The 21,031-nt window shown below is 71.5% G+C and carries 20 protein-coding genes; 6 read left to right on the forward strand and 14 right to left on the reverse strand.

Going from position 1 to position 21,031, the window contains the following annotated elements; genetic code table 11:
• Positions 1 to 27 precede the first annotated feature (27 nt).
• A complete protein-coding gene (rpsO, locus tag AB4Y83_RS15860) occupies positions 28 to 297 on the reverse strand; it encodes a 30S ribosomal protein S15 (protein ID WP_020142650.1) in 270 nt (89 codons plus the stop codon).
• A 262-nt stretch (positions 298 to 559) separates the two neighbouring features.
• Here rpsO and AB4Y83_RS15865 point away from each other — a divergent pair, with 262 nt between their 5' ends.
• The gene (locus AB4Y83_RS15865; protein WP_196805932.1) at positions 560 to 715 is read left to right on the forward strand and encodes a DUF6131 family protein; all 156 of its coding nucleotides are present in this window, start codon (positions 560 to 562) and stop codon (positions 713 to 715) included.
• Between the two features lie 172 nt (positions 716 to 887).
• Here AB4Y83_RS15865 and AB4Y83_RS15870 read toward each other — a convergent pair whose 3' ends face one another.
• The gene (locus tag AB4Y83_RS15870; protein ID WP_442274749.1) at positions 888 to 1,490 is read right to left on the reverse strand and encodes a hypothetical protein; all 603 of its coding nucleotides are present in this window, start codon (positions 1,488 to 1,490) and stop codon (positions 888 to 890) included.
• Positions 1,491 to 1,702: 212 nt separating this feature from the next.
• Positions 1,703 to 3,100, reverse strand: a complete 1,398-nt coding sequence (lpdA, locus tag AB4Y83_RS15875; RefSeq protein WP_056780291.1) for a dihydrolipoyl dehydrogenase — start codon at positions 3,098 to 3,100, stop codon at positions 1,703 to 1,705.
• Positions 3,101 to 3,275: 175 nt separating this feature from the next.
• Between lpdA and AB4Y83_RS15880 the strand changes: the two genes are divergently transcribed.
• Both AB4Y83_RS15880 and mctP read left to right on the forward strand, forming a co-directional pair.
• Positions 3,276 to 3,587, forward strand: coding sequence for a DUF3311 domain-containing protein (locus AB4Y83_RS15880; RefSeq protein ID WP_442274750.1), 312 nt, complete (start codon positions 3,276 to 3,278; stop codon positions 3,585 to 3,587).
• A complete protein-coding gene (gene mctP, locus AB4Y83_RS15885; RefSeq protein WP_442274751.1) occupies positions 3,584 to 5,269 on the forward strand; it encodes a monocarboxylate uptake permease MctP in 1,686 nt (561 codons plus the stop codon). The genes AB4Y83_RS15880 and mctP overlap by 4 nt, the downstream gene beginning before the upstream one ends.
• A 182-nt stretch (positions 5,270 to 5,451) precedes the next feature.
• On the opposite strand, the gene AB4Y83_RS15890 is transcribed toward mctP, so the two are convergent.
• The 11 genes from AB4Y83_RS15890 to ileS are packed head-to-tail and all read right to left on the reverse strand — an operon-like array spanning position 5,452 to position 17,716.
• The gene (locus AB4Y83_RS15890) at positions 5,452 to 6,588 is read right to left on the reverse strand and encodes an FUSC family protein (protein ID WP_442274752.1); all 1,137 of its coding nucleotides are present in this window, start codon (positions 6,586 to 6,588) and stop codon (positions 5,452 to 5,454) included.
• Positions 6,589 to 6,642: 54 nt separating this feature from the next.
• Positions 6,643 to 8,649: a peptidoglycan D,D-transpeptidase FtsI family protein gene (locus AB4Y83_RS15895; RefSeq protein WP_442274753.1), complete on the reverse strand. Its 2,007-nt coding sequence runs from the start codon at positions 8,647 to 8,649 to the stop codon at positions 6,643 to 6,645.
• Positions 8,646 to 9,146: a rod shape-determining protein MreD gene (locus AB4Y83_RS15900; RefSeq protein ID WP_442274754.1), complete on the reverse strand. Its 501-nt coding sequence runs from the start codon at positions 9,144 to 9,146 to the stop codon at positions 8,646 to 8,648. Before AB4Y83_RS15900 ends, AB4Y83_RS15895 begins: the two co-directional genes overlap by 4 nt.
• A complete protein-coding gene (gene mreC, locus AB4Y83_RS15905) occupies positions 9,143 to 9,967 on the reverse strand; it encodes a rod shape-determining protein MreC (RefSeq protein ID WP_442274755.1) in 825 nt (274 codons plus the stop codon). Before mreC ends, AB4Y83_RS15900 begins: the two co-directional genes overlap by 4 nt.
• Positions 9,968 to 9,971: 4 nt before the next feature.
• Positions 9,972 to 11,006 carry a rod shape-determining protein gene (locus AB4Y83_RS15910; RefSeq protein ID WP_442274756.1) on the reverse strand — a complete coding sequence of 345 codons (1,035 nt, stop codon included), beginning with the start codon at positions 11,004 to 11,006 and terminating at the stop codon, positions 9,972 to 9,974.
• A gap of 18 nt (positions 11,007 to 11,024) precedes the next feature.
• A complete protein-coding gene (ndk, locus tag AB4Y83_RS15915; RefSeq protein WP_056769807.1) occupies positions 11,025 to 11,453 on the reverse strand; it encodes a nucleoside-diphosphate kinase in 429 nt (142 codons plus the stop codon).
• Positions 11,450 to 11,884 carry a DUF4233 domain-containing protein gene (locus tag AB4Y83_RS15920; protein ID WP_442297457.1) on the reverse strand — a complete coding sequence of 145 codons (435 nt, stop codon included), beginning with the start codon at positions 11,882 to 11,884 and terminating at the stop codon, positions 11,450 to 11,452. Before AB4Y83_RS15920 ends, ndk begins: the two co-directional genes overlap by 4 nt.
• 42 nt (positions 11,885 to 11,926) lie before the next feature.
• The gene (locus tag AB4Y83_RS15925; protein ID WP_442297458.1) at positions 11,927 to 12,373 is read right to left on the reverse strand and encodes a hypothetical protein; all 447 of its coding nucleotides are present in this window, start codon (positions 12,371 to 12,373) and stop codon (positions 11,927 to 11,929) included.
• A gap of 53 nt (positions 12,374 to 12,426) precedes the next feature.
• A complete protein-coding gene (locus AB4Y83_RS15930; RefSeq protein ID WP_056769813.1) occupies positions 12,427 to 13,818 on the reverse strand; it encodes a bifunctional folylpolyglutamate synthase/dihydrofolate synthase in 1,392 nt (463 codons plus the stop codon).
• Entirely contained in the window at positions 13,815 to 14,432 is a 618-nt protein-coding gene (locus AB4Y83_RS15935; protein ID WP_442297459.1) for a GNAT family N-acetyltransferase, read from the reverse strand. Before AB4Y83_RS15935 ends, AB4Y83_RS15930 begins: the two co-directional genes overlap by 4 nt.
• The gene (gene ileS / locus AB4Y83_RS15940) at positions 14,429 to 17,716 is read right to left on the reverse strand and encodes an isoleucine--tRNA ligase (RefSeq protein ID WP_442297460.1); all 3,288 of its coding nucleotides are present in this window, start codon (positions 17,714 to 17,716) and stop codon (positions 14,429 to 14,431) included. The genes AB4Y83_RS15935 and ileS overlap by 4 nt, the downstream gene beginning before the upstream one ends.
• A gap of 274 nt (positions 17,717 to 17,990) precedes the next feature.
• Between ileS and AB4Y83_RS15945 the strand changes: the two genes are divergently transcribed.
• From AB4Y83_RS15945 to AB4Y83_RS15955, 3 genes are all read left to right on the forward strand, one after another.
• Positions 17,991 to 19,361 (forward strand): FAD-binding oxidoreductase, encoded by a 1,371-nt coding sequence (locus tag AB4Y83_RS15945; RefSeq protein WP_442297461.1) that lies wholly within the window; start codon positions 17,991 to 17,993, stop codon positions 19,359 to 19,361.
• Between the two features lie 106 nt (positions 19,362 to 19,467).
• Complete coding sequence (locus AB4Y83_RS15950; RefSeq protein ID WP_442297462.1) at positions 19,468 to 20,526, forward strand: M28 family metallopeptidase; 1,059 nt, start codon at positions 19,468 to 19,470, stop codon at positions 20,524 to 20,526.
• Positions 20,527 to 20,589: 63 nt separating this feature from the next.
• Positions 20,590 to 21,031: DUF4916 domain-containing protein (locus tag AB4Y83_RS15955; protein WP_442297463.1), on the forward strand; the 442-nt coding region annotated here is incomplete at its 3' end.

The raw sequence follows: 21,031 nt of genomic DNA on the forward strand, positions 1-21,031 counted from the left end.
ACGCGGTGACCGCCTTTCGTCACGAACTCATCGACGCAGGCCGAGTCGCTTGATCAGCGAACGGTAGCGCTCGATGTCGGTCGCCTCGAGGTAGCGCAGCATGCGCTTGCGGCGGCCGACCAGCAGGAGGAGACCACGACGGCTGTGGTGGTCGTGCTTGTGGGCCCGAGCGTGCTCGGTCAGGTCCTTGATGCGCTGCGTCAGCATCGCGATCTGGACCTCGGGAGAGCCGGTGTCGCCCTCGACCGTGGCGTACTCGGTCATGATCTGCTTCTTCACGTCAGCGTCCAAAGGCATGGATGAACCGACTCCTTCTCATCTCGTTGCGCGGTGCTCCAGGGCATGTCCACCTGGGCGCTATCGAATCCGCGGCCGTTCGACGGCGTCTCCAAGCGTAACAGCGGGGTACCTGCCGCCCTAATCGAGCCTCGGAGGGCGGCCCGCACGACCCTCCGGAGCGCGTGACCGTTTCGTGACCGTCCCCGTGTTGGGTGGGCCCGGCCCGCGGGTACGACAGAGATTGCTCGGGGAAAACCTCTTGAAGGAGACAAGCGACACCATGATCGTTCTCGGACTCATCCTGCTGCTCATTGGCATCTTCGCCAAGATCAGCATCCTGACCACGATCGGCATCATTCTTGTCGTCGTGGGCGCGGTGCTCTTCATCCTCGGCGCGTCGGGTCGCGCCATCGGTGGCCGGAAGCACTGGTACTGATCGGTCGCACCACCAGCTGGAACCAGACGCCCCCGCGGACTTCCGCGGGGGCGTCTTGCATCCCCGGCCTGCACCGGGCGCATGCCGTGCAGCCCGGGTCGCGTGCCCGGCGGCCACGGTCGTATGCCGTCCGCCCCGGCCGCGCCCCACGACCCACCCGTCCGGCGGGCGTTCAGGACGTCCGCAGCCGCTCGAGGGTGACGCGGACCGCCCGCTCGGTGCTCGTGGCCGACCACGCACCCCCGTCGAGGGCCACCCAGACGAGCCGGTCCGGCTCCGTGACGAGCAGGGTGCGCACGGGGTCGGCGCCGACGAGACTCTCCTGGCTGGCGACGAAACCGGTGACGCCCCCGAGCGTGCCGGACCGGCCGCTGCCGCACCGGCGCATCGCGTCCTCGAGGTGCGCCCGGGTCACGGCGAGGCGTGACTCACCCTGGCGGAAGCGCAGACTGACGTAGCCGACCGAGAGCGAGCCCTTGCCTGCGTCGGAGGATGCAGCCACCCGGGCACCGGCGAAGCCCGACAGCACGCGGTCGGCACCGGTCCACCCGATCAGCTCCTCGTTCGTCGAGCTCGACCACGCGAAGACCGGCAGGCCGCAGTCGGGTTCCGGCGCGGGCACCGCGGGGCAGGGCACGCCGGGGCGAGCCCGCACCTCGGTCGCTCGCCCGCCCGTCACGGAGGCTCCCGGCCACAGGTCGGCGGCCCGTACCGGCAGGCTGGCGCCGCGGTCGGTCCCAGCAGCGCAGGCCGAGTCCTCCGGCACTGCGGTCATGTCGTCGCCGGGCGTCGGTGTTCCCACCGCAGGGTCGCCCTGCTGGACCGCAGGTGGGGTGCCGAACCACGCGCCGGTCGGGCCACGTTGCGCCTGTGTCGGATCCGTCGTGCAGGCAGTCGTCCCGAGACAGAGCGCGAGGGCACCCCCCACGAACGGGAGTGCCCTCGCGAGCCGGCCGGACGGCATACGCACGCCTGTCCGGGCGACGCTCAGAAGTTGATCATGTGGCCGGCGATGCCGTGGACGGCCTCCTTGACGGCCTCGCCGAGCGTCGGGTGCGCGAAGACCGTGCGCGACACCTCGTCGGCGGTGAGGTCCCACGTCTGCGCGAGGTTGAGGACCGGGAGCAGCTCGGTGACGTCGGGACCGATCATCGCCGCGCCGAGGATCTCGTTGTGCTCCGCGTCGGCGATGACCTTGACGAAGCCGACGGGCTCACCGAGGCCCATCGCCTTGCCGTTGGCCGAGAAGGGGAACGTCGCCGTCTTGACGTCGTGGCCGGCCTCCTTGGCCTGCGCCTCCGACAGACCCATCGAGCCGATCTGCGGCTGGCAGAAGGTCGCGCGCGGGATGAAGGCGAAGTCGATGGCCATGGTCTCGACGCCGGCGATCGTCTCGGCGGCGACGATGCCCATGGCCTCGGCGACGTGGGCGAGCATGAGCTTCGCCGTCACGTCACCGATCGCGTAGACGTTGGGGACGTTGGTGCGGCCGTACTCGTCGATGGCGATGGCGCCGCGCTCGGTGAGCTCCACGCCCGTGGCCTCGAGGCCGAAGCCCTCGGTGCGCGGCGCGAAGCCGATGGCCGACAGCAGGCGGTCGGCCTCGAGGACCTGCTGGTCGCCGCCGGCCGCCGGGCTGACCGTGACCCTGACGCCGGAGCCGGTGTCCTCGACGGACTCGACCTTGGTGCCGAGCATGACCTTCACGCCGAGCTTCTTGTAGTGCTTGAGCAGCTCCTTGGACACGTCGGCGTCCTCGGTGGGGACCATGCGGTCGAGGAACTCGACGATCGTCACGTCGACACCGAAGTTCTTCATGACGTAGGCGAACTCGACGCCGATGGCGCCGGACCCGGCGATGATGATCGAGCCGGGCAGCTCGGGGTCGAGGATCTGCTCCTCGTAGGTGACGACGTTCTTGCTGACCTCGACGCCGGGGATCATGCGGGTGACCGAGCCGGTCGCGAGGACGAGGTTGTCGAACGTGATCGAGCGCTTCTCGCCGGAGTTGAGGGCGACGTCCATCGAGGACGCCGACGTCAGGGTGCCCCAGCCGTCGATCTCCTCGATCTTGTTCTTCTTCATGAGGAAGTGGACGCCCCTGACGATGCCCTCCGAGACCTTGCGGCTGCGGGCGTGCGTCGGGCCGAAGCTCATCGTGGCGTCGCCCTCGATGCCGTACTTCGCCTTGTCATGGGTCAGCGTGTGCGCGAGCTCGGCGTTCTTGAGCAGGGCCTTGCTCGGGATGCAGCCGACGTTGAGGCAGACGCCGCCCCAGTACTGCTTCTCCACGACGGCGACCTTCTTGCCGAGCTGGGACGCGCGGATCGCCGCGACGTAGCCACCAGGACCGGCACCGAGCACAACGACATCGAAATCAGCCATGGCCACAGCCTATCCGTGAGCGAGAGCGCAACGAGACGGCGTCCGCCCGCACATCACGATCTGCACAGAAGTACGCAATTGACTGTGTCGCAGAGCACATGGCGGACCGTGGCGAGAGTAAGTTTCCGCGACGCACGGCCGCACCCGTCCGGCCCGACCAACGGAGGTCACTCGCGTGAGCACCACTCCGCACCGTCACGAGGCGCCACCGGCGAACAAGGGCCTGCTGGCCCTCGCCGTGGTGCTCCTCGCCATTCCCATCGTCGCCCTGCTCCTCGTCGGCACCTACGCGAAGGACGAGCCCCGTCTCGGCGGCTTCCCCTTCTTCATCTGGTACCAGTTCCTCTGGGTGCTCCTCTGCTCGGCGCTGACCTACACCGCCTACCGGATCGTGCTCAAGGCACGTCCCCACGTGCCGATGAACCCCGAGGGTGACGCCTTCGACGACGACTCCTTCGGTGACACCCGAGAGGACGGCACCCGATGACCACCATCGCCTCCGCCATCGCCCCCGCCGCCGACACTGGCGGCGTCAACGGCGTCGCGCTCACCGTCCTCATCTTCTTCTTCGTCATCGTCGCGGGGGCCGGCTTCTGGGCCGCCCGCTGGCGTCGCCCGGAGAGCATGGAGAGCCTCGAGGAGTGGGGACTCGGCGGCCGCTCGTTCGGCACGTGGATCACGTGGTTCCTGCTCGGCGGCGACCTCTACACGGCCTACACGTTCGTCGCCGTCCCGGCCGCGATGTGGGCCTTCGGCGCCGTCAACGGGTTCTTCGCCGTGCCGTACACGATCATCCTCTACCCCATCATCTTCGTCTTCATGTCGCGCCTCTGGTCGGTGTCGCACCGTCACGGCTACGTGACGCCCGCCGACTTCGTCGAGGGCCGCTCCGGGTCCAGGGTCCTGTCCCTCGCGGTCGCCGTCACCGGCTTCCTCGCGACGATGCCCTACATCGCCCTCCAGCTCGTCGGCATCCAGGCCGTCCTCGAGGTCGCGGGCGTCGGCAGCAGCACCAACTGGGTCGCCAAGGACCTGCCGCTCTTCATCGCGTTCCTCGTCCTCGCGCTCTACACCTACACCTCGGGGCTGCGCGCACCGGCGATCATCGCGTTCGTCAAGGACATCCTCATCTACATCGTCATCATCGTCGCGGTCATCTACCTTCCCTCGAAGGTCGGCGGCTGGGGCCACGTGTTCGACTCCGCCAAGGAGAAGATGACGACGACCACCAACCCGGCGACGGGCAACCCCAACGTCTTCATCCCGGGCCCCAAGGCCTACTGGGCCTACGGCACGCTCGCCCTCGGCTCGGCACTGGCGCTGTTCATGTATCCCCACTCGATCACGGCGACGCTGTCGGCCAAGAGCCGCAACACGATCCGCAAGAACGCCTCGATCCTGCCGGCCTACTCCTTCCTGCTCGGCCTGCTGGCCCTGCTCGGCTGGGTGGCCATCGCAGCCGGCACGAAGCCCGTCGGCCTCGACGGCAAGGTCAACGGGCAGCTGGTCATCCCCCAGCTCTTCGAGGACATGTTCCCGTCGTGGTTCGCTGGCGTGGCGTTCGCGGCGATCGCCATCGGCGCGCTCGTCCCGGCGGCGATCATGTCGATCGCGGCGGCCAACACCTTCACGCGCAACATCTACAAGGCGTGGATCAAGCCCGACGCGACCGTGCAGCAGGAAGCCAAGGTCAGCAAGCTCACCTCGCTCGTCGTCAAGGCGTTCGCGCTGATCTTCGTGCTCACCCTCGACAAGAGCAACGCGATCAACTTCCAGCTCCTCGGCGGCATCTGGATCCTCCAGACGTTCCCGGCTCTCGTGTTCTACCTCTACACCCGGTGGTTCCACCGGTGGGCACTGCTCGCCGGCTGGGCGGTCGGCATGGTCTACGGCACGGTGGCCGCGTACAACGTGACGAACAAGGCCACCGGTGCACCGTTCGCGGGCTCGGTCGCGAACATGCCGCTCATCGGCCAGCTCGGCTACATCGCGGTGACCGCCTTCGCGATCAACGTCGTCGTCGCCGCGATCCTCACGCTGGTGCTCCGGGCCGCCAAGGCGCCGGAGGGCAAGGACGCGACGATCCCGGCCGACTACTTCGCCGAGGCCGGTGACCCTCGCGTCGAGAAGCTGCCCGTCGGACCCCACGAGTTGACGCCCTCAGCCTGACGCGTCAACGCACGTATGCCGCAGGGCCGGGTCCGCAAGGACCCGGCCCTGCGCGCGTCCCGACTCCCCACCGTCGAGTGGCCCCGTGACCCCACCTGCCCATGTGACGACGGGGCCACTCGACCGGGTCGGACCCTCCGGGGGTGGCACCACGGGGCCACTTGAGTGGTGGGTGTGGGTGGTCAGGGGTCTCTTGGGCGTTCGGGCGGGAGGGCGGCGATGGCCTCGTCGACGTCGAGGCCCGTAACCTGGAGCAGGTCGACGACGGTGGAGCGGACCTGGGCGAGCACCGTCTCGGTCGCAAGGCTCGGCGTGCGCGGCACCTCCCCCGTCCCTGCGGCCACGGCCAGCAGCGCCGGCCGACCGATCTCGGGAGAGGCGTTCTCGGACAGGGCCCGTCCGATGACGTCCGTCGCCGACGCGAGCTCGAGCAGCAGGGTCTCGTAGCCGGGCGGCAGCTGCTCTCCGCGCCCGACCGCGACCGTGACGCGGCGGACGAGCACACGAGTGCTCCGCACCGCACGGTCGAGTGGCTCGACGAGGTCGACCATCTTGCGCACCCCGGCCGCGTGGTGACGCTTGAAGGGCGACGAGGTGATGACCGACAGGCCCTCGTCGGCTGCCTGCCGCAGCTCGCGCAGCAGGGACTCGGTGCCTCGGGCCGAGGCCAGCACCTCGGCCGCCCCCTCGACGTCGCCGTCGTGCGCGCTGGCGGCCGCCCGGCGGAGCAGCTCACCGATCTTGCGGACGGCCTCTGCGGCGGCGACCCGGGGCCGCCGCAGTGGCGCCTGGGGCACGACCGTCGCGGCGACGAGGGCGATGCCGCCGCCGATGAGTGCGTCGGTCCACCGGCCGAAGGCCTGGCCCGGGCTCGCGACGAGAGCCGCGATGACGATGCCCTGGACGGCCGACTGGGTGACGATGACCGGGCCGCCGTCGAGCAGGGTCGCGATCGCCATCGACACGAGCACCACGGCGGCGATCTGCCACGGACCGCTGCCGGCGACGTGCACGAAGACGTCTGCCGTGAAGACCCCGACGGCGACGCCGATCGCGACCTCGAAGACCCGCCGCAGCCGCTGACCGTAGGACATGCCGAGGCAGACGACGGCGACGATGGGGGCGAAGAAGGGGGACGTGTGGCCGAAGACGTCGGTCGCGAGCCACCACGCGACACCCGCCGAGACGGCGCACTGGACGAGGAGGAAGACGCGCGAGCGCAGCCGCTCGAACCGGGTGCGGACGCTGAGCCGGCTCCGGTCCCAGGCCCGGTCGAGCGCCTCGACGACCGGGGCGTCGCTCCTCAGGTAGTCGTCCACGAACGCGCCTCTCGGTCGGTCCCTGCGGCGGGTGCCACCGGGGAGCGGAGGGGGCTAGAGCCCCAGGGCAAGGATCGCATCGAAGATCTGTCGCACGGCAGGGGCGGCCACCTTCGAACCCGAGCCACCCTGGCCGACGACGACCACGACGGCATACTTCGGCTTCGTCGTCGGTCCGTAGCCGGCGAACCAGGCGGTGGCCTGCTTGCCGAAGACCTCGCCGGTCCCCGTCTTGCCCGCGAGCGGGTAGCGGTCCTGCGGGAAGCCCTTGAAGGCCGTGCCGGCCGACCCACCGGGTCTGGTCACGTCGCCCAGGGCCGAGCGGACGTATGCCAGCACGTCGCGTCGCAGCGGCACCGTGGCCACCCGCTTCGGCGCGATCACCGTCGTCGCGCCGGCCGCCGTCCGGTAGCCGGCCGCCACCTGTGGCTGCCACAGGGTGCCCCCGTTGGCGATGGCGGCGTAGACCCCTGCCATCTGGAGGATCGTCACGGCCGTGTCACCTTGTCCGATGGAGAAGTTCACGGCGTCGCCGGCGCGGTACTGGTAGCCGGCCGAGCAGTTCTCGGTGGCGAGCCGCTTGAGGTAGTCGGCACGCGACCGGTCGGTGCGGGCGACCTCCGGGTAGCCGGTGCTCGCCCGCCGGCACGTCTCGCCCTTCGTCGCGAGCCAGTACTGCTCCTTCCAGGCGCGGTCCGGGACGCGTCCGGCCGCCTCGCCCGGCACGTCGACGCCGGTGCGCCGCCCCAGTCCGAAGGTCCTGGCCATCGAGACGAAGGGGTCGGCGGCGCTGACCGGCGCGGCGAGGCCGCCCTGCGCGAGCCACGCGGCATACGCGAGGCGGTAGAAGACGGTGTCGCACGAGACGACGAGGGCGCGGTGGAGGTCGATCGGGCCGTAGCCGCGCGACTCGAAGTTGTTGAAGAGCCGACCGCCGACGGAGACGTTGGGCGAGCAGTCGTACGTCCCGTCGAGCCGGGCCCCGGCGTTGACGGCGGCGGGCACCGAGATGACCTTGAAGGTCGAGGCCGGTGGGAACGTCTCGGCCGTCAGCCGGGAGCGCAGTGGTGTGCCGGCCCGCTCGTCGGTGAGACGGGCGAGCTCGGTCGTGCTGATGCCGCCGGAGAAGACGGCGGGGTCGTAGGACGGGTAGCTGGCTGCCGCGACGACGGCACCGTTCGTCACGTCGACGACGACCGCGGCCGCCGTGTCGGCGCGCAGCTTCTGCGCCCGGGCTGACGCGACGGCTCGCACGAGCGAGGCCTCGGTGCGGGCCTGCAGCCGGGTGTCGAGGTGGGTCACGACGTCGCGCCCCGCGACAGGGGCGGTCGAGCTGACGGTGTCGGTGACGATGCCCCGGGGGTCGATGGCGACGACGGTGCGTCCGTTCGTGCCGCGCAGCACCCCGTCGTACTGCGCCTCGAGCCCGGAGCGCCCGACGACGTCCTCCGCGTCGATGCGCCCCCCGCTCCCGGTCACGTCGTCGGCACCGGCCCGGGCGACCCAGCCGAGCAGGTGGGCGGCGAGGGCTCCGTCGGGCCGGGGGTAGGCCCGCGCGGGCTCGGTCGTGACGCCGACGCCGGGGTATTTCTCGGGCTTCTCGAGCAGCGTCAGCGCCCGGCGCGCGTCGACGCCCGTCGCGACGGGGATCGGCACGTAGGGCGACCCGTTGAAGCACGCCGGGGCCGGGGGCGCCCCAGCCGTGCCACAGAGCATCGTCTTGCCCCACAGACGCTCGAAGGGCTGGCCGACCGCGGTCGCGAGACGGGTCACGAGGTCGCGTCCGCCGTCGTCCGCCCCGAGGAGGACCGAGCGCTGCACCGTGACGACGGTGTCGAAGGTGTTGTCGACGAAGGGCGTTCCGCTGCGGTCGAGGATCCGGCCGCGCAGGGCGTGCTCGGTGACGGTGCGCGTGTTGACCGTGACCGCGGCGCGGGCGAGCTCGGGCCCGTCGACGAGCTGGAGCTGTCCGAGACGGCCGAGCAACAGCCCGAAGAGCGTGACGAGCAGGACGAGCACGACACCGGCGACGCCGACCCGACGGCGCGGGCCGCGCCTCACCCGAGTCTCCGCCGCACGAGGGCCCGGTCGAGGGCGAGGAAGGCCGGTAGCAGCAGACCGCCGACGAGCACCGTCACGAGCAGCCGCCACAGCCCGTCGGTCAGCTCCACGCTGCCCTCGGCGAGCACGGCCGAGCCGAGGCGTCCGACGAGGACGACGGCAGCGGCGGCGAGCAGCGCCGCCGGGGCGCGCAGCGGCGAGCGCGACGACGCCCGGCGGAAGAAGCCTGCGACGAGCCCCGCGAGCATCATGACGAGCGGGGCCAGCCCGAGCGGGCTGCCGACGGGTGGCACGAGCTCGACGACCCACCCGGCCAGCAGCCCCACGAGGGCACCGTGCACGGGACCGCGGAGCACGGCGGTCGCCACGACCCCGACGAGCACCAGGTCGGGCACCCACCGGGGCTCCGCACCGAGACGCGGCAGCAGCGTCGCCACGACGAGGGCCGCCACGAGGACGTATGCCGTCCGCAGCACTCCCAGCAGCGTCGGCCTCATCGTCGGGCGCCCACCGTCGGGCGCGGGGTCGTGCGCGGGCTCGGGACGAGGACGGCGACGACGTCGATCGCGTCGGGGTCGACGCTCGGCCGCACCGTGGCACCACGCGTCAGCTGGCCCCGGTCGGGGTCGACGGCGGTCACGGTGCCGACGACGATCCCGGCGGCATAAGGCGTCTCGTCGACGCTGCCGAGCGTGCGCACGACATCGCCAACGACGGGGGTGGACGGCGCGATGCCGACGAGCCGGAGCGAGCCGCGGGGGCGGGACTCCGAGTCCCCCGGTGCCGGCGGCGACACCGTGCCGAGCGTGCCGGCGGGGCCGACGCGCACCGCCACGACCGAGGCAGCGCTGCCGAGCACCTGCACGTCGCTCGTCCACGGCGACACGGACACGACGCGACCGACGAGACCGTCGGCCGCCACGACCGTCGAGTCAACCCGGACCCCGTCCCGGGAGCCGACGTCGATCGTCACGCTCCGGCCGCCGAGCGCGCTGACGTCGGTGGCGACGACGCGGGCGGGCAGGAGCGTGCGCCCCGTCGTGGCGCTCGATCCGAGCAGCTCGTCGAGCCGTCCGAGCACGTCGAGGTGGTGCTGCTGTTCGGCGGCCGTGGCACGCAGACGGACGTTCTCGCTCTCGAGGGCGGCGAGGTCGTCACGCGGCGCCCCGGCGAGGGCCCGTTGGACCGGCCCCAGCACGAGCCCGCCGGCCCGGCGCACCCCGTCGGCGACCGCGAGGTGGGCGAGGTCGGCGACGAGCAGGGCGACGGTGAGCGAGGCGAGGACGACGAGGAGACGGCGGCGGACGGTCGGCTGCATGCGACTAGAGGCGGTGGTCCCCGACGAGGACGCGCTCGAGGCTGGCGAACTCGTCGACGCACCGGCCGGCGCCGCGGGCCACGGCTCGGAGCGGGTCGTCGGCGACCTGGACCGGCACGCCGAGCTCGTGGCGCATCCGCTCGTCGAGGCCGCGCAGCAGGGCACCTCCCCCGGTCAGCGTGATGCCGCGGTCGAGGATGTCGCCGGCGAGCTCGGGTGGGCACACGTCGAGCGTCGCGCGGACGAGCTCGATGATCTGCAGGACCGGCGTCTCGATGGCTCGGCGCACCTCGACCGAGCTCACCTGGACGGTCTTGGGCAGGCCGGTCACGAGGTCACGTCCGCGCAGCCGGGTCGTCAGCTCCTCGCGCAGCGGGAAGACCGACCCGACGGCGACCTTGATGTCCTCCGCGCTGCGCTCGCCGAGCAGGAGGGAGTACTCGCTCTTGACGTAGCCGATGAGGGCCTCGTCAATCTCGTCGCCGGCGATCCGCAGCGAGTTCGACGTGACGATGCCGCCGAGGCTGATGACCGCGACGTCGGTCGTGCCGCCGCCGATGTCGACGACCATGCTCGCCGCCGTCTCGTAGACGGGCAGGCCGGCCCCGATGGCCGCTGCCATCGGCTCCTCGATCATGTAGACGCGGCGCGCACCGCACCGGGTCGCGGCGTCCTCGAGGGCCCGGCGCTCGACACCGGTCACGTCGCTCGGCACGCAGAGCACCATGCGGGGGCGGACGAGTCGCGAGGTGCGCACCTGGTCGATGAACCACCGCAGCATGCGCTCGGTCTCGTCGGCGTCGGAGACGACACCGTCACGCAGGGGCCGGACCGCCCGGATGGTGCCCGGCGCCCGGCCGAGCATCTCCTTGGCCCGGCTGCCTGCTGCGACGAGCCGGCCGGTGCCGACCTCCACGGCCACGACCGACGGCTCCTCGACGACGACCCCGCGACCCCGGACGTGGATCAGGGTGTTGGCGGTGCCGAGGTCGATCGCGAGGTCACGCCCCAGGGGGCGCAGCCACGGTCGGGAGGTCATGCCGCGATTGTGCCCCGATCAGCCCTCGAGATCGGGGAACCAGATGCCGATCTCGCGTGTGGCGGACTCGTGGGAGTCGGATCCGTGCACGATGTTCTGCTGCACCTTGGTGCCCCAGTCGCGGCCGAGGTCGCCGCGGATCGTGCCGGGTGCGGCGTCCGTCGGGTTGGTGGCGCCGGCGAGGCTGCGGAAGCCCTTGACGCAGTCCTGGCCCTCGACGACGACCGCGGTGACGGCACCGGAGCTCATGAACTCGACGAGCGGCTCGTAGAAGGGCTTGCCCTCGTGCTCGGCGTAGTGCGCGGCGAGCTGCTCACGGGTGGGCGTCAGCACGGAGAGGGCGACCAGCCGGTAGCCCTTCCCCTCGATGCGACGCAGCACCTCACCGGTGAGGCCGCGCTGGAAACCGTCGGGCTTGACGAGGACGAGGGAACGTTCGGTGGTCACCCGTCCACCCTATCGGCCGCCTCGCCGTCGGCTGCCTCGCCGTCGGCCGCGGCCGCTTCACGACGGGCCACGACGGCGTCGACCTGGCTGCCCTTGACGAGACAGGTGACCCACAGCGCGAGGAAGAAGAGACCGACGATGAGCATCATCGGCACGACGAGAGCGCTGAGCAGGGTCAGCACCTGGACGACCCAGCCGAGCGTGACGCCCCACGGGCGGCGCATGAGCCCGGCGGCCACGATGCTCAGCGCGCCGAGCCCGAGGCCGACGACGAGGTATGCCGTGCTCGGCCCGCTCCCCTCGTCGGTGGCCGCGACGGCCCGGGCCACGAGGGCACCGAGCAGGATGCAGATGGCCTGGCCGCCGAGCACCGTCGCGAGCATGCGGAAGGTGAACTTGCCGGTCTGGCCGTAGAAGATGATCGAACGCATCGGAGTGTGTCTGCCTCGGTGTGGGTCTCGTGGCCGGTGGGCTCAGTAGTTCTGGGTGGTGTCCCAGGTGCGGATGATGGCCTGGGCCTCGGCCCCACTCGCCCCCGTCGCCTCGGCGTAGAGGCTCATCGCGTCCTCGCGCCGACCGGCGAGGATGAGCTCGCTGATGCGCGATCGGGCCTCGTCGGTGAGCCGGCCGTCGGTGTAGGACGCCGCCGCGTCGCGCACGCCCGGCCCCTGGCCCGGGACGAACCAGCTGTCGACGGCCCGCTTGGCGTCGGCGAGCGGCGCCCCGGTCGCCTCGCGGTAGATCTTGATGGCGTTGATCTTGTGACCGGCGCTGATCTCGCGGCTCACCCTGGCGCGCACGGTGTCGGTCAGGCCGACGAGCTCGCGGTCGGGGTCCTTGCGTCCCATGACCCGTCCCCACACGACGACGGCGACGACGACGATGACGACGATGAGGACGAGCTTCACCAGGGGGTGCATGGGGCCAGCCTAGGTCGGGGTCGAGGAAGGTCGGGGTCGAGGAGGGTCGGGGGTCAGAGGTCGGTGTGGCCGAGGAGCATCCGGACCTCGCCCGCGGTGATGACCGATCCCGTGGCCACGACGCCGCCACCCATGCCATCGGCCTCGGCGATGGTCACGGCCTGCTCGAGCGCGTCGGGCAGGTCGCGGACGACCGTCACCCGGGACTCGCCGAAGAGCTCGACGGCGAGGGCGCCGAGGGCCTCGGGCCGCATCGCGCGCGGGGACGAGCTGCGCGTGACGACGATGTGGTCGAGGGCCGGCTCGAGCACCTCGAGCATCCCGGCGGCGTCCTTGTCGGCGACGATGCCGACGAGCCCGACGAGACGGGTGAAGGAGAACGCCTCCCCGAGCGCAGCCACGAGGGACCGGGCACCGTGCGGGTTGTGGGCCGCGTCGACGAGGACGGTCGGTGACCGCCGGACGATCTCGAGGCGCCCGGGCGAAGTCATCCCCGCGACGGCCGCGGTCAGCACCTCCGGCTCGATGCGCTGCTCGCCACCGCCGAGGAAGGACTCGACCGCCGCGACGGCGGTGGCGAGGTTGCTCGCCTGGTGCGCGCCGTGGAGCGGGAGGAAGAGGTCGGCGTACTCCCCCGCGAGGCCTCGGATCGACACCTGCTGGCCACCGATGGCGACCTCGCGGGCGAGAACACCGAAGTCGTTGCCCTCGAAGACGATCCGGGCTCCTCCGACCTCCTCGACACGGTCGAGGAGGACGCGCGCGACGTCCTCGTCCTGCACGCCCGAGACGGTGACGGAGTCGGCCTTGATGATGCCGCTCTTCTCCTCGGCGATGGAGACGACGTCGTCACCGAGGAGGTGGGTGTGGTCGAGGTCGACGGGCGTCACGACGGCGACCTGGGCGTCGATGACGTTGGTGGCGTCCCACGAGCCGCCGAGACCCACCTCGATGATCGCGACGTCGACGGGAGCGTCGGCGAACGCGGCGTAGGCGAGGGCGACGAGCACCTCGAAGAAGTTCATCCGGCGACCGCCCGACTCGAGCGACCGGGCATCGACGAGCTCGATGAGGGGCGCGACCTCGTCGTAGGCCGCAATGAACTTCTCACGCGGGATCGGCTTGCCCGACAGGGTGATCCGCTCACGGATGTCGTGCAGGTGGGGCGACGTGAAGCGACCGGTGGACAGCCCGGTCTCGCGCAGGATCGAGTCGATCATGCGGCTCGTCGACGTCTTGCCGTTCGTGCCGGTGAGGTGGATCGAGGGGTAGGTGCGCTGCGGGTCGCCGGCGAGCTCCATGACCGCGCGGATGCGGTCGAGCGACGGACCGATGTCGTTCTCGGGCGCCCGGGCGAGGATCTCCTCCTCGATCTCGCGCATCCGCTTCATCTCCTCGAGGTTGCGCGCGGCCTCGACGGCAGCGGCGTCGGGACGGCCGTTCATGCGGACTCCCCCGTGCCCAGCTCGCGGACCATCCACACGCTCTCGGGCAAGCCGGATCCCGGGGCCTCGCGGTGCGTCTCGACGAAGCCGTGTCGCGCGTAGAAGCGCGCCGCCTGCTGGTTGCCCTCGAGGTAGGAGAGCGTGATGCGCGGGTGCTCGTTCTCGCGGGCCCGCTCCACGACGGCGTCCATGAGGCGCGAGCCGATCCCGTGCCCGTGGTGGCTGGGCAGCACGTAGAGCTTCCACAGCACGAACGACTCGTCCTGGGGCCCGAACGTCGCGACCCCGACGACCTCGTCGTCCTCGACGGCCACGAGGGTGCGGCCCTTGCGGATGGAGTCGGTGACGACGTCGCTCGTCCACCACTTCGCGAGGCCCATGGCGACGTACTCGGGTCCGGCGATCGGCTCGTAGGTCGCGAGCCAGGTCCGGTGCCCGACGGACAGGACGCCTGCCAGGTCGTCGCCGACGGCGCCGCGCACGACGACCCCGTCGGTCGGCCGCGTGTCGGTGCGAGCCCCGGATTCGGCCAGGTTGGAGTCGGTCGGGTCGGAGTCGGGGGTCGTGCTCACGTCGGCAGCCTCCAGCTCGTCCTCGCGGTTCGCGGCGATCATCGCTTGACCACGAGGATCGTCGCAGGGTGGTTGTCGCCGACGACGACGTCAGTCGGCGTGCCCGGCAGTCCGTCGGGCAGGGCGCGGTCGGGTCCGGCTGCGGCGAACTGCGTCGCGAGCGTCTCGCCGACGATGAGGTCGCGGTGCGTCACCGTGGCCTCGAACACCTCGGCACCGCCCTGGACGGTCAGGCTGATGCGGTCGCTGACGTGCAAGCCGGTGTCGCGCCGGGCCTGCTGCACCGCGCGGACGAGGTCGCGGGCCAGCCCCTCGGAGGCCAGCTCGGACGTCACGGTCGTGTCGAGCACGACGAAGCCTCCCGAGGGCAGCATCGCCGTGGCACCGGCCTCGGCAGCGTCGCCGGCGACGACGGTCTCGAGGGCGTACTCCCCCTCGACGAGGGCGAGACCGCCGACGGTGACGGTGCCGTCGGCGTCGACGCTCCAGTCGCCCGACTTGCTGCCCTTGATGGCGCGCTGGACGTCCTTGCCCAGCCGAGGCCCGGCCGCGCGCGCGTTGACGGTGAGGCGCTGGCTGACCCCGAAGTCGGACTCGCTCGCCGTGGCCACGTCGACGAGGGTCAAGGCCTTGACGTTGAGCTCGTCCTGGATGATCCCGCGGAACGGCTCGAGCTTCGCCGGCTCCGGAGCCACGACCGTCAGCTCGGCGAGCGGCAGGCGCGCCCGCAGGCCCCGGGCCTTGCGCAGGCTGGACGCCGTCGAGCAGATCTCGCGAGCCCGGTCCATCGCGACGACGAGCTCGTGGTCGGCCGGCAGGTCGTCGACCGTCGGATAGTCGGCGAGGTGCACCGAGCGCTCGCCCGTCAGGCCGCGCCAGATCTCTTCGGTCACGAGCGGCAGCAGCGGTGCCGTGGCGCGCGTGACCGTCTCGAGCGCGGTCCACAGGGTGTCGAAGGCCGCGAGCGACTCGTCGGTCTCGCCGCCCCAGAAGCGGTCGCGGGAGCGGCGGATGTACCAGTTGGTCAGGACGTCGAGGAAGCCGCGCATCGTGTCGCACGCCGCAGCGATCTCGTAGGCGTCGAGCTGCTCGGTCATGTCGCCGACGAACTCGCGCAGCTTGGCGAGCAGGTAGCGGTCGAGGACGTCCGTCGAGCTCGTCGAGCGCTGGGCCTCATAGCCCTCCCCGCCGCGCGCCGTGTTGGCGTAGAGCGAGAAGAACGACCACGCGTTCCACAGCGGGATCATCACCTGGCGCACGCCGTCACGGATGCCCTGCTCGGTGACGACGAGGTTGCCGCCGCGCAGGATCGGGCTGCTCATGAGGAACCAGCGCATCGCGTCGGCGCCGTCGCGGTCGAAGACCTCGCGGACGTCGGGGTAGTTGCGCAGCGACTTGCTCATCTTCTGGCCGTCGGAGCCGAGCACGATCCCGTGGCTGACGCACGTCTTGAAGGCGGGCCGGTCGAAGAGGGCCGTCGCGAGGATGTGCAGGGTGTAGAACCAGCCGCGCGTCTGGCCGATGTACTCGACGATGAAGTCGCCCGGGAAGTGGTGCTCGAACCAGTCGGCGTTCTCGAACGGGTAGTGCACCTGGGCGAAGCTCATCGAGCCGGAGTCGAACCAGACGTCGAGGACGTCCTCGACGCGGCGCATCGTCGACCGGCCCGACGGGTCGTCGGGGTTCGGACGCGTCAGGCTGTCGATGAAGGGGCGGTGCAGGTCGGTGACCTCGACGCCGAAGTCACGCTCGAGCTCCTCGAAGGAGCCGTAGACGTCGAGGCGCGGGAACTCCGGGTTGTCGGACTTCCACACCGGGATCGGGCTGCCCCAGAAGCGGTTTCGCGAGATGGACCAGTCGCGGGCGTTGGCGAGCCACTTGCCGAACTGGCCGTCCTTAATGTGCAAGGGCGTCCACTCGATCTCCTGGTTGAGCTCGAGCATCCGCTCCTTGATCTTCGTGACCTCGACGAACCACGACGAGACCGCCATGTAGATGAGGGGCTCGCGGCAGCGCCAGCAGTGCGGGTAGCTGTGGTCGTAGGTCTCGCGGCGCAGCAGCACCGTGCCGGCCGTGACCGAGCCGGTCTCTCCCTCGCCCCGGGTCGCCGCCTTGAGGTGGTCGATGATGTGGGCGTTGGCGTCGAAGACGTGCATGCCCTCGTAGTCGGTGACGGGCCAGAGGAAGCGGCCGTCGGCGCCCACGGGGACGACGGGCTCGATGCCGGCCGCGTCGGTGACGATCTTGTCCTCCTCACCGAAGGCGCCGGCGGTGTGGACGAGCCCGGTGCCGTCCTCGGTGGTGACGAAGTCCGCGGGGAAGACCTGGTGCGCGCGCTCGTGTCCCTGGTAGTAGGAGAAGGGCGGCGTGAAGGAACGGCCGAGCAGGTCACGGCCCGCGAGCCGCTCGACGACGCGCTCGTCGAGCGTGGACAGGTCGACGTCGGCCCCGAAGAGGTCCTTGGCGTAGGCCCCGAGCCGGGCCGCACCGATGACGTAGCGCTCGGTCTTGCCCGTGACGTCGGACTCGACGACGACGTAGTCGATGTCGGGGCCGACCATGATGCCGAGGTTGGCCGGCAGCGTCCACGGCGTCGTCGTCCACACGAGCGCGAGCTCGCCGGTCTCGAGGCGCAGCCCGATGGTGACCGCGGGGTCCTGGCGCATCTTGTAGACGTCGTCGTCCATGCGCAGCTCGTGGTTGGACAGCGGCGTCTGGTCGTTCCAGCAGTAGGGCAGGACGCGGAAGCCCTCGTAGACGAGGCCCTTGTCGTGCAGCTGCTTGAAGGCCCAGATGACCGACTCCATGTAGGAGGGCTCGAGCGTCTTGTAGTCGTGGTCGAAGTCGACCCAGCGCGCCTGGCGCGTCACGTAGTCGCGCCACTCGCCGGTGTACTTGAGCACCGAGCTGCGGCAGGCGTCGTTGAACGTGTCGATGCCGAGCTCGACGATGTCCTGCTTCGTCTTGAGACCGAGCTGGCGCTGGGCCTCGAGCTCGGCGGGGAGGCCGTGGGTGTCCCAGCCGAAGCGGCGCTCGACGCGCTTGCCGCGCATCGTCTGGTAGCGCGGGACGATGTCCTTGACGTAGCCGGTGAGCAGGTGGCCGTAGTGCGGCAGGCCGTTGGCGAAGGGGGGTCCGTCGTAGAAGACGAACTCGTTGGAGCCGTCGGTGCCCGCGTCGCGGCCCTCGACCGAGGCGATGAACGTGCCGTCCTCGTCCCAGTACTTCAGGACCCGCTGCTCGATCTCGGGGAAGCGCGGGTTGGACGGGACCCCGCCCGTCGTGGACTGGTCGGCGTCGTTCGTGGTGACCTTGGGATAGGTCATGCTCGTGGTCTCCTGCGTTCGCGTCTGTTGGTCGCTCGTCTCTGCCACGAGGACGACGTCTCCTGCCGGAGGCTGCCGCGGTACCACCCCGCTTGCCGCACGTGCCCGCCCGCTCGGGCAGACGGCATACGGCCGCTCTTGTCGAAGGCTGTGACGGGCCCACCCGTCCGGTTCTAGTGGGGGTCACCCGCCGAGGAGGGTGACCCTGTTCTTCCGGAGGCTCGCCGCTGATACACGGCTCCGACGCCTGTGCCGTCCAGTCTAGCCTGTCAGCATGCCCAGCCTGCCCGAGCAGATCGCCCATCGTGAGGTCACCGACGCGGACGTGCGCCGGTCGTACGCGCTCGACGCCACCGTCGCCCTCGCTCCCCCACCCGACGACTTCGCCGTCATCCGGGCCCGCGACGTCAGCGACGTCGTGGCCGTGCTCGAGCACGCCCAGGCCACCGGCACCGCGGTCGTCCCGCAGGGAGCGCGCACGTCACGGTCGGGCGGCGCCGTCGCCACCGAGGACTGCATCGTGCTCAACGTCGAGGCGCTCGACACCATCCACGAGGTGAACGAGCTCGAGGGGTATGCCGTCGTCGGCCCCGGCGTCGTCAACGCGGACCTCAAGCGTGCGGCGGCGTCGGCAGGCCTCTTCTACGGGCCCGACCCCGCGTCGTGGGAGACGTRCACCATCGGCGGCAACATCGCGACGAACGCCGGCGGCCTGTGCTGCGTCAAGTACGGCGTCACGTCCGACTGGGTCAAGGCCCTGCAGGTCGTGCTCCCGGGCGGCGAGGTCATGCGCACGGGTCACCGCACCGCCAAGGGCGTCGCCGGCTACGACCTGACCGGCCTCTTCGTCGGGTCCGAGGGCACGCTCGGCGTCATCACCGAGGCCGTCGTGCGGCTCGAGCCGGCGCCCGACCCGGCCCTGACGGCCCTGGCCGTCTTCGACTCGCTCGACGCCGCCGTCGCCGGCATCGTCGCGCTGCGCCGCGATCCGCACCGCCCGTGCCTGCTCGAGATCATCGACCGCACGAGCGTCCGGGCCATCCAGGCGTTCGGCGACTTCGGTTTCCCCGACGACTGCGCCGCCGTGCTGCTCGTCCAGTCCGACCGACCGGGTCACGTCGCCGACGACGTCGCGAGGTATGCCGCCCTGCTGGAGTCCGCGGGCGCGACCGACGTCGCGGTGGCCGACGACGCGCAGGAGTCGGAGGCGCTGCTCGCGGGGCGCCGCGTCATGAGCACCGCGTTCGAGGCGATGGGCGGCCGCCTCGCCGAGGACATGTGCGTGCCGATCGGCCGGCTCGCCGAGTTCGTGCGCGGCATCGAGGCCATCTCCGAGCGCCGGTCGGTGCTCATCCCGGTGAGCGGCCACGGCGGGGACGGCAACCTGCACCCCTCGATCGTCTTCGCCCACGACGACCCCGACAGCCTGGCGCGCGCGTGGGAGGCCTTCGACGACCTCATCCGGCTCGGGCTCTCCCTCGACGGCACCATCACCGGCGAGCACGGCATCGGGTCGGTCAAGGTGCCGTGGCTCGGCCTCGAGCTCGGGGACGCCGAGCTCGATCGGCAGCGTCGCCTCAAGGCCGTCTTCGACCCGCTCGGCATCATGAACCCGGGCAAGGTCTTCGCGGTTCCCGGCGCCTGAGGCCCGCGGCGCGGGTTTCGTGAGTCCTGTCGGCACCAGGTGCCGGTGGATCTCCAGGACCGTGCAGCTCGACGGCCACCCACAGGTGACCGGGTTAGCGTGCCGGATGGCCGCCCCGACCCGTCGTCGGCGCCGGTCGCGCACCGCGCCGGCCGTCGTCGCCCTCCTCGCGACTGCGACCGCGTGCACCGGCGGAGCGCCGGGTCCCGGGTCCGTGGGCGCGTCCCCCTTGTCCGCGCCGACCTCCGCGCCGACCTCCTCGCTGCCCTCGGCGTCGACGGCGGCCGCCGCGCAGACGCCTCCGTCGACCTCCCCCTCCGACTCACCCTCGCCCTCGGCCTCGCCTGTGACCCCACCCCGCGCGGACGCCTTCGACGTCGACACGGTGCTCGGCGGCATCCGTGCCCTGGCGGCGATCGGTCCGCGTGACGCGGCGAGCCCGGCGAGCGACAGGGCTGCGGCCTACGTCGCGGGGCGGCTGCGTGCAGCCGGCTACCGCGTCACCCTCCAGCGCGTCGCCGTGCCCGCCGGTGTGTCGTGGGGCGTGCGGGTCCCCGCCGGCACGACGGTGGACGTCGTCGCCGACCCGCCCGGCTTCGACCCGACGCAGCCGCACGTCGTCGTGGGCGCGCACCTCGACACCGTGCCGCAGTCGCCCGGGGCCGAGGACAACGCGTCCGGGCTCATGGTCATGGCCGAGGTGGCCCGGATGACGCGCCAGCAGCCCGGCGCGCTCCCCGTGCGGTTCGTCGCGTTCGGTGCCGAGGAGGCGCGGGGCGGCAACGGCACGCTGTATGCGTTCGGCTCGCGGCACTTCGTCGCCGGACTGGGCGCGTCCGAGCGTCGCGCGGTCCGCGGCATGGTCGCCCTCGACCGGGTGGGTGTGCGGGCCGCTGCGGTGCCGGTGTGCCACCTCGCCGGCGCCGGCACCTCCCTCGCGGACGCGATCCGTCGCGCAGCGGTCCCCGTCGCCGCGACCAGGGCGTGCGTCAACAGGGCCAGCGACCACGTGTCGTTCGAGAGGGTCGGCATCCCCGCCGTCCGCCTCGGCAGCGTGCCGTATGCGGCATACCACTCGGCGACCGACGTGCCCACCGTCGTGGACCGGGGGCAGCTCGCCCGCTCGGGGGCCGTCCTCTGGGCGTGGATCCGGTCGCTCCGGTGACCCCCGACGCGCCGCGGATGGACCGCGCCCGGGCTCGGCGCACGCGTTTGGCAGGATGACGTCATGACCGAAGTGGACACGACGGGTGCGTGGCTGAGCCGCGAGGACCTCGACAACGCCCGTGACCGACTGCCGATCCTCTACGTCCACGCGATCCCGGTCCGCGTCGACGACCGCGGCGTCGTCACCCACGTCGGGCTGCTGCTCCGCGCCGACAGCGACGGCGGCATCGGCCAGGAGGTCGTCGGCGGTCGCGTGCTCTACCACGAGCGCATCCGCGACGCCCTGACCCGGCACGTCGAGAGCGACCTCGGTCCGATGGCGCTCCCGCGCATCCCCCTGTCGCCGCAGCCGTTCACGGTCGCCGAGTTCTTCCCGACGCCCGGCGTCACGCCCTTCCACGACCCGCGGCAGCACGCCGTCTCGCTCGCGTTCGTCGTCGCCGTCATGGGTGACTGCCGGCCTCAGCAGGACGCCCTCGACCTCTCCTGGGTCACACCGGAGG

This window comes from Terrabacter sp. RAF57 (assembly GCF_052113925.1).
Classification (GTDB): Bacteria; Actinomycetota; Actinomycetes; order Actinomycetales; family Dermatophilaceae; genus Terrabacter.

Coding starts and splice junctions, on each gene's coding strand:
- rpsO (WP_020142650.1), bottom strand. CDS start 297: ATGCCTTTGGACGCTGACGTGAAGAAGCAGATCATGACCGAGTACGCC.
- AB4Y83_RS15865 (WP_196805932.1), top strand. CDS start 560: ATGATCGTTCTCGGACTCATCCTGCTGCTCATTGGCATCTTCGCCAAG.
- AB4Y83_RS15870 (WP_442274749.1), bottom strand. CDS start 1,490: ATGACCGCAGTGCCGGAGGACTCGGCCTGCGCTGCTGGGACCGACCGC.
- lpdA (WP_056780291.1), bottom strand. CDS start 3,100: ATGGCTGATTTCGATGTCGTTGTGCTCGGTGCCGGTCCTGGTGGCTAC.
- mctP (WP_442274751.1), top strand. CDS start 3,584: ATGACCACCATCGCCTCCGCCATCGCCCCCGCCGCCGACACTGGCGGC.
- AB4Y83_RS15900 (WP_442274754.1), bottom strand. CDS start 9,146: ATGAGGCCGACGCTGCTGGGAGTGCTGCGGACGGCATACGTCCTCGTG.
- mreC (WP_442274755.1), bottom strand. CDS start 9,967: ATGCAGCCGACCGTCCGCCGCCGTCTCCTCGTCGTCCTCGCCTCGCTC.
- AB4Y83_RS15910 (WP_442274756.1), bottom strand. CDS start 11,006: ATGACCTCCCGACCGTGGCTGCGCCCCCTGGGGCGTGACCTCGCGATC.
- AB4Y83_RS15920 (WP_442297457.1), bottom strand. CDS start 11,884: ATGCGTTCGATCATCTTCTACGGCCAGACCGGCAAGTTCACCTTCCGC.
- AB4Y83_RS15925 (WP_442297458.1), bottom strand. CDS start 12,373: ATGCACCCCCTGGTGAAGCTCGTCCTCATCGTCGTCATCGTCGTCGTC.
- AB4Y83_RS15930 (WP_056769813.1), bottom strand. CDS start 13,818: ATGAACGGCCGTCCCGACGCCGCTGCCGTCGAGGCCGCGCGCAACCTC.
- AB4Y83_RS15935 (WP_442297459.1), bottom strand. CDS start 14,432: ATGATCGCCGCGAACCGCGAGGACGAGCTGGAGGCTGCCGACGTGAGC.
- ileS (WP_442297460.1), bottom strand. CDS start 17,716: ATGACCTATCCCAAGGTCACCACGAACGACGCCGACCAGTCCACGACG.
- AB4Y83_RS15950 (WP_442297462.1), top strand. CDS start 19,468: ATGGCCGCCCCGACCCGTCGTCGGCGCCGGTCGCGCACCGCGCCGGCC.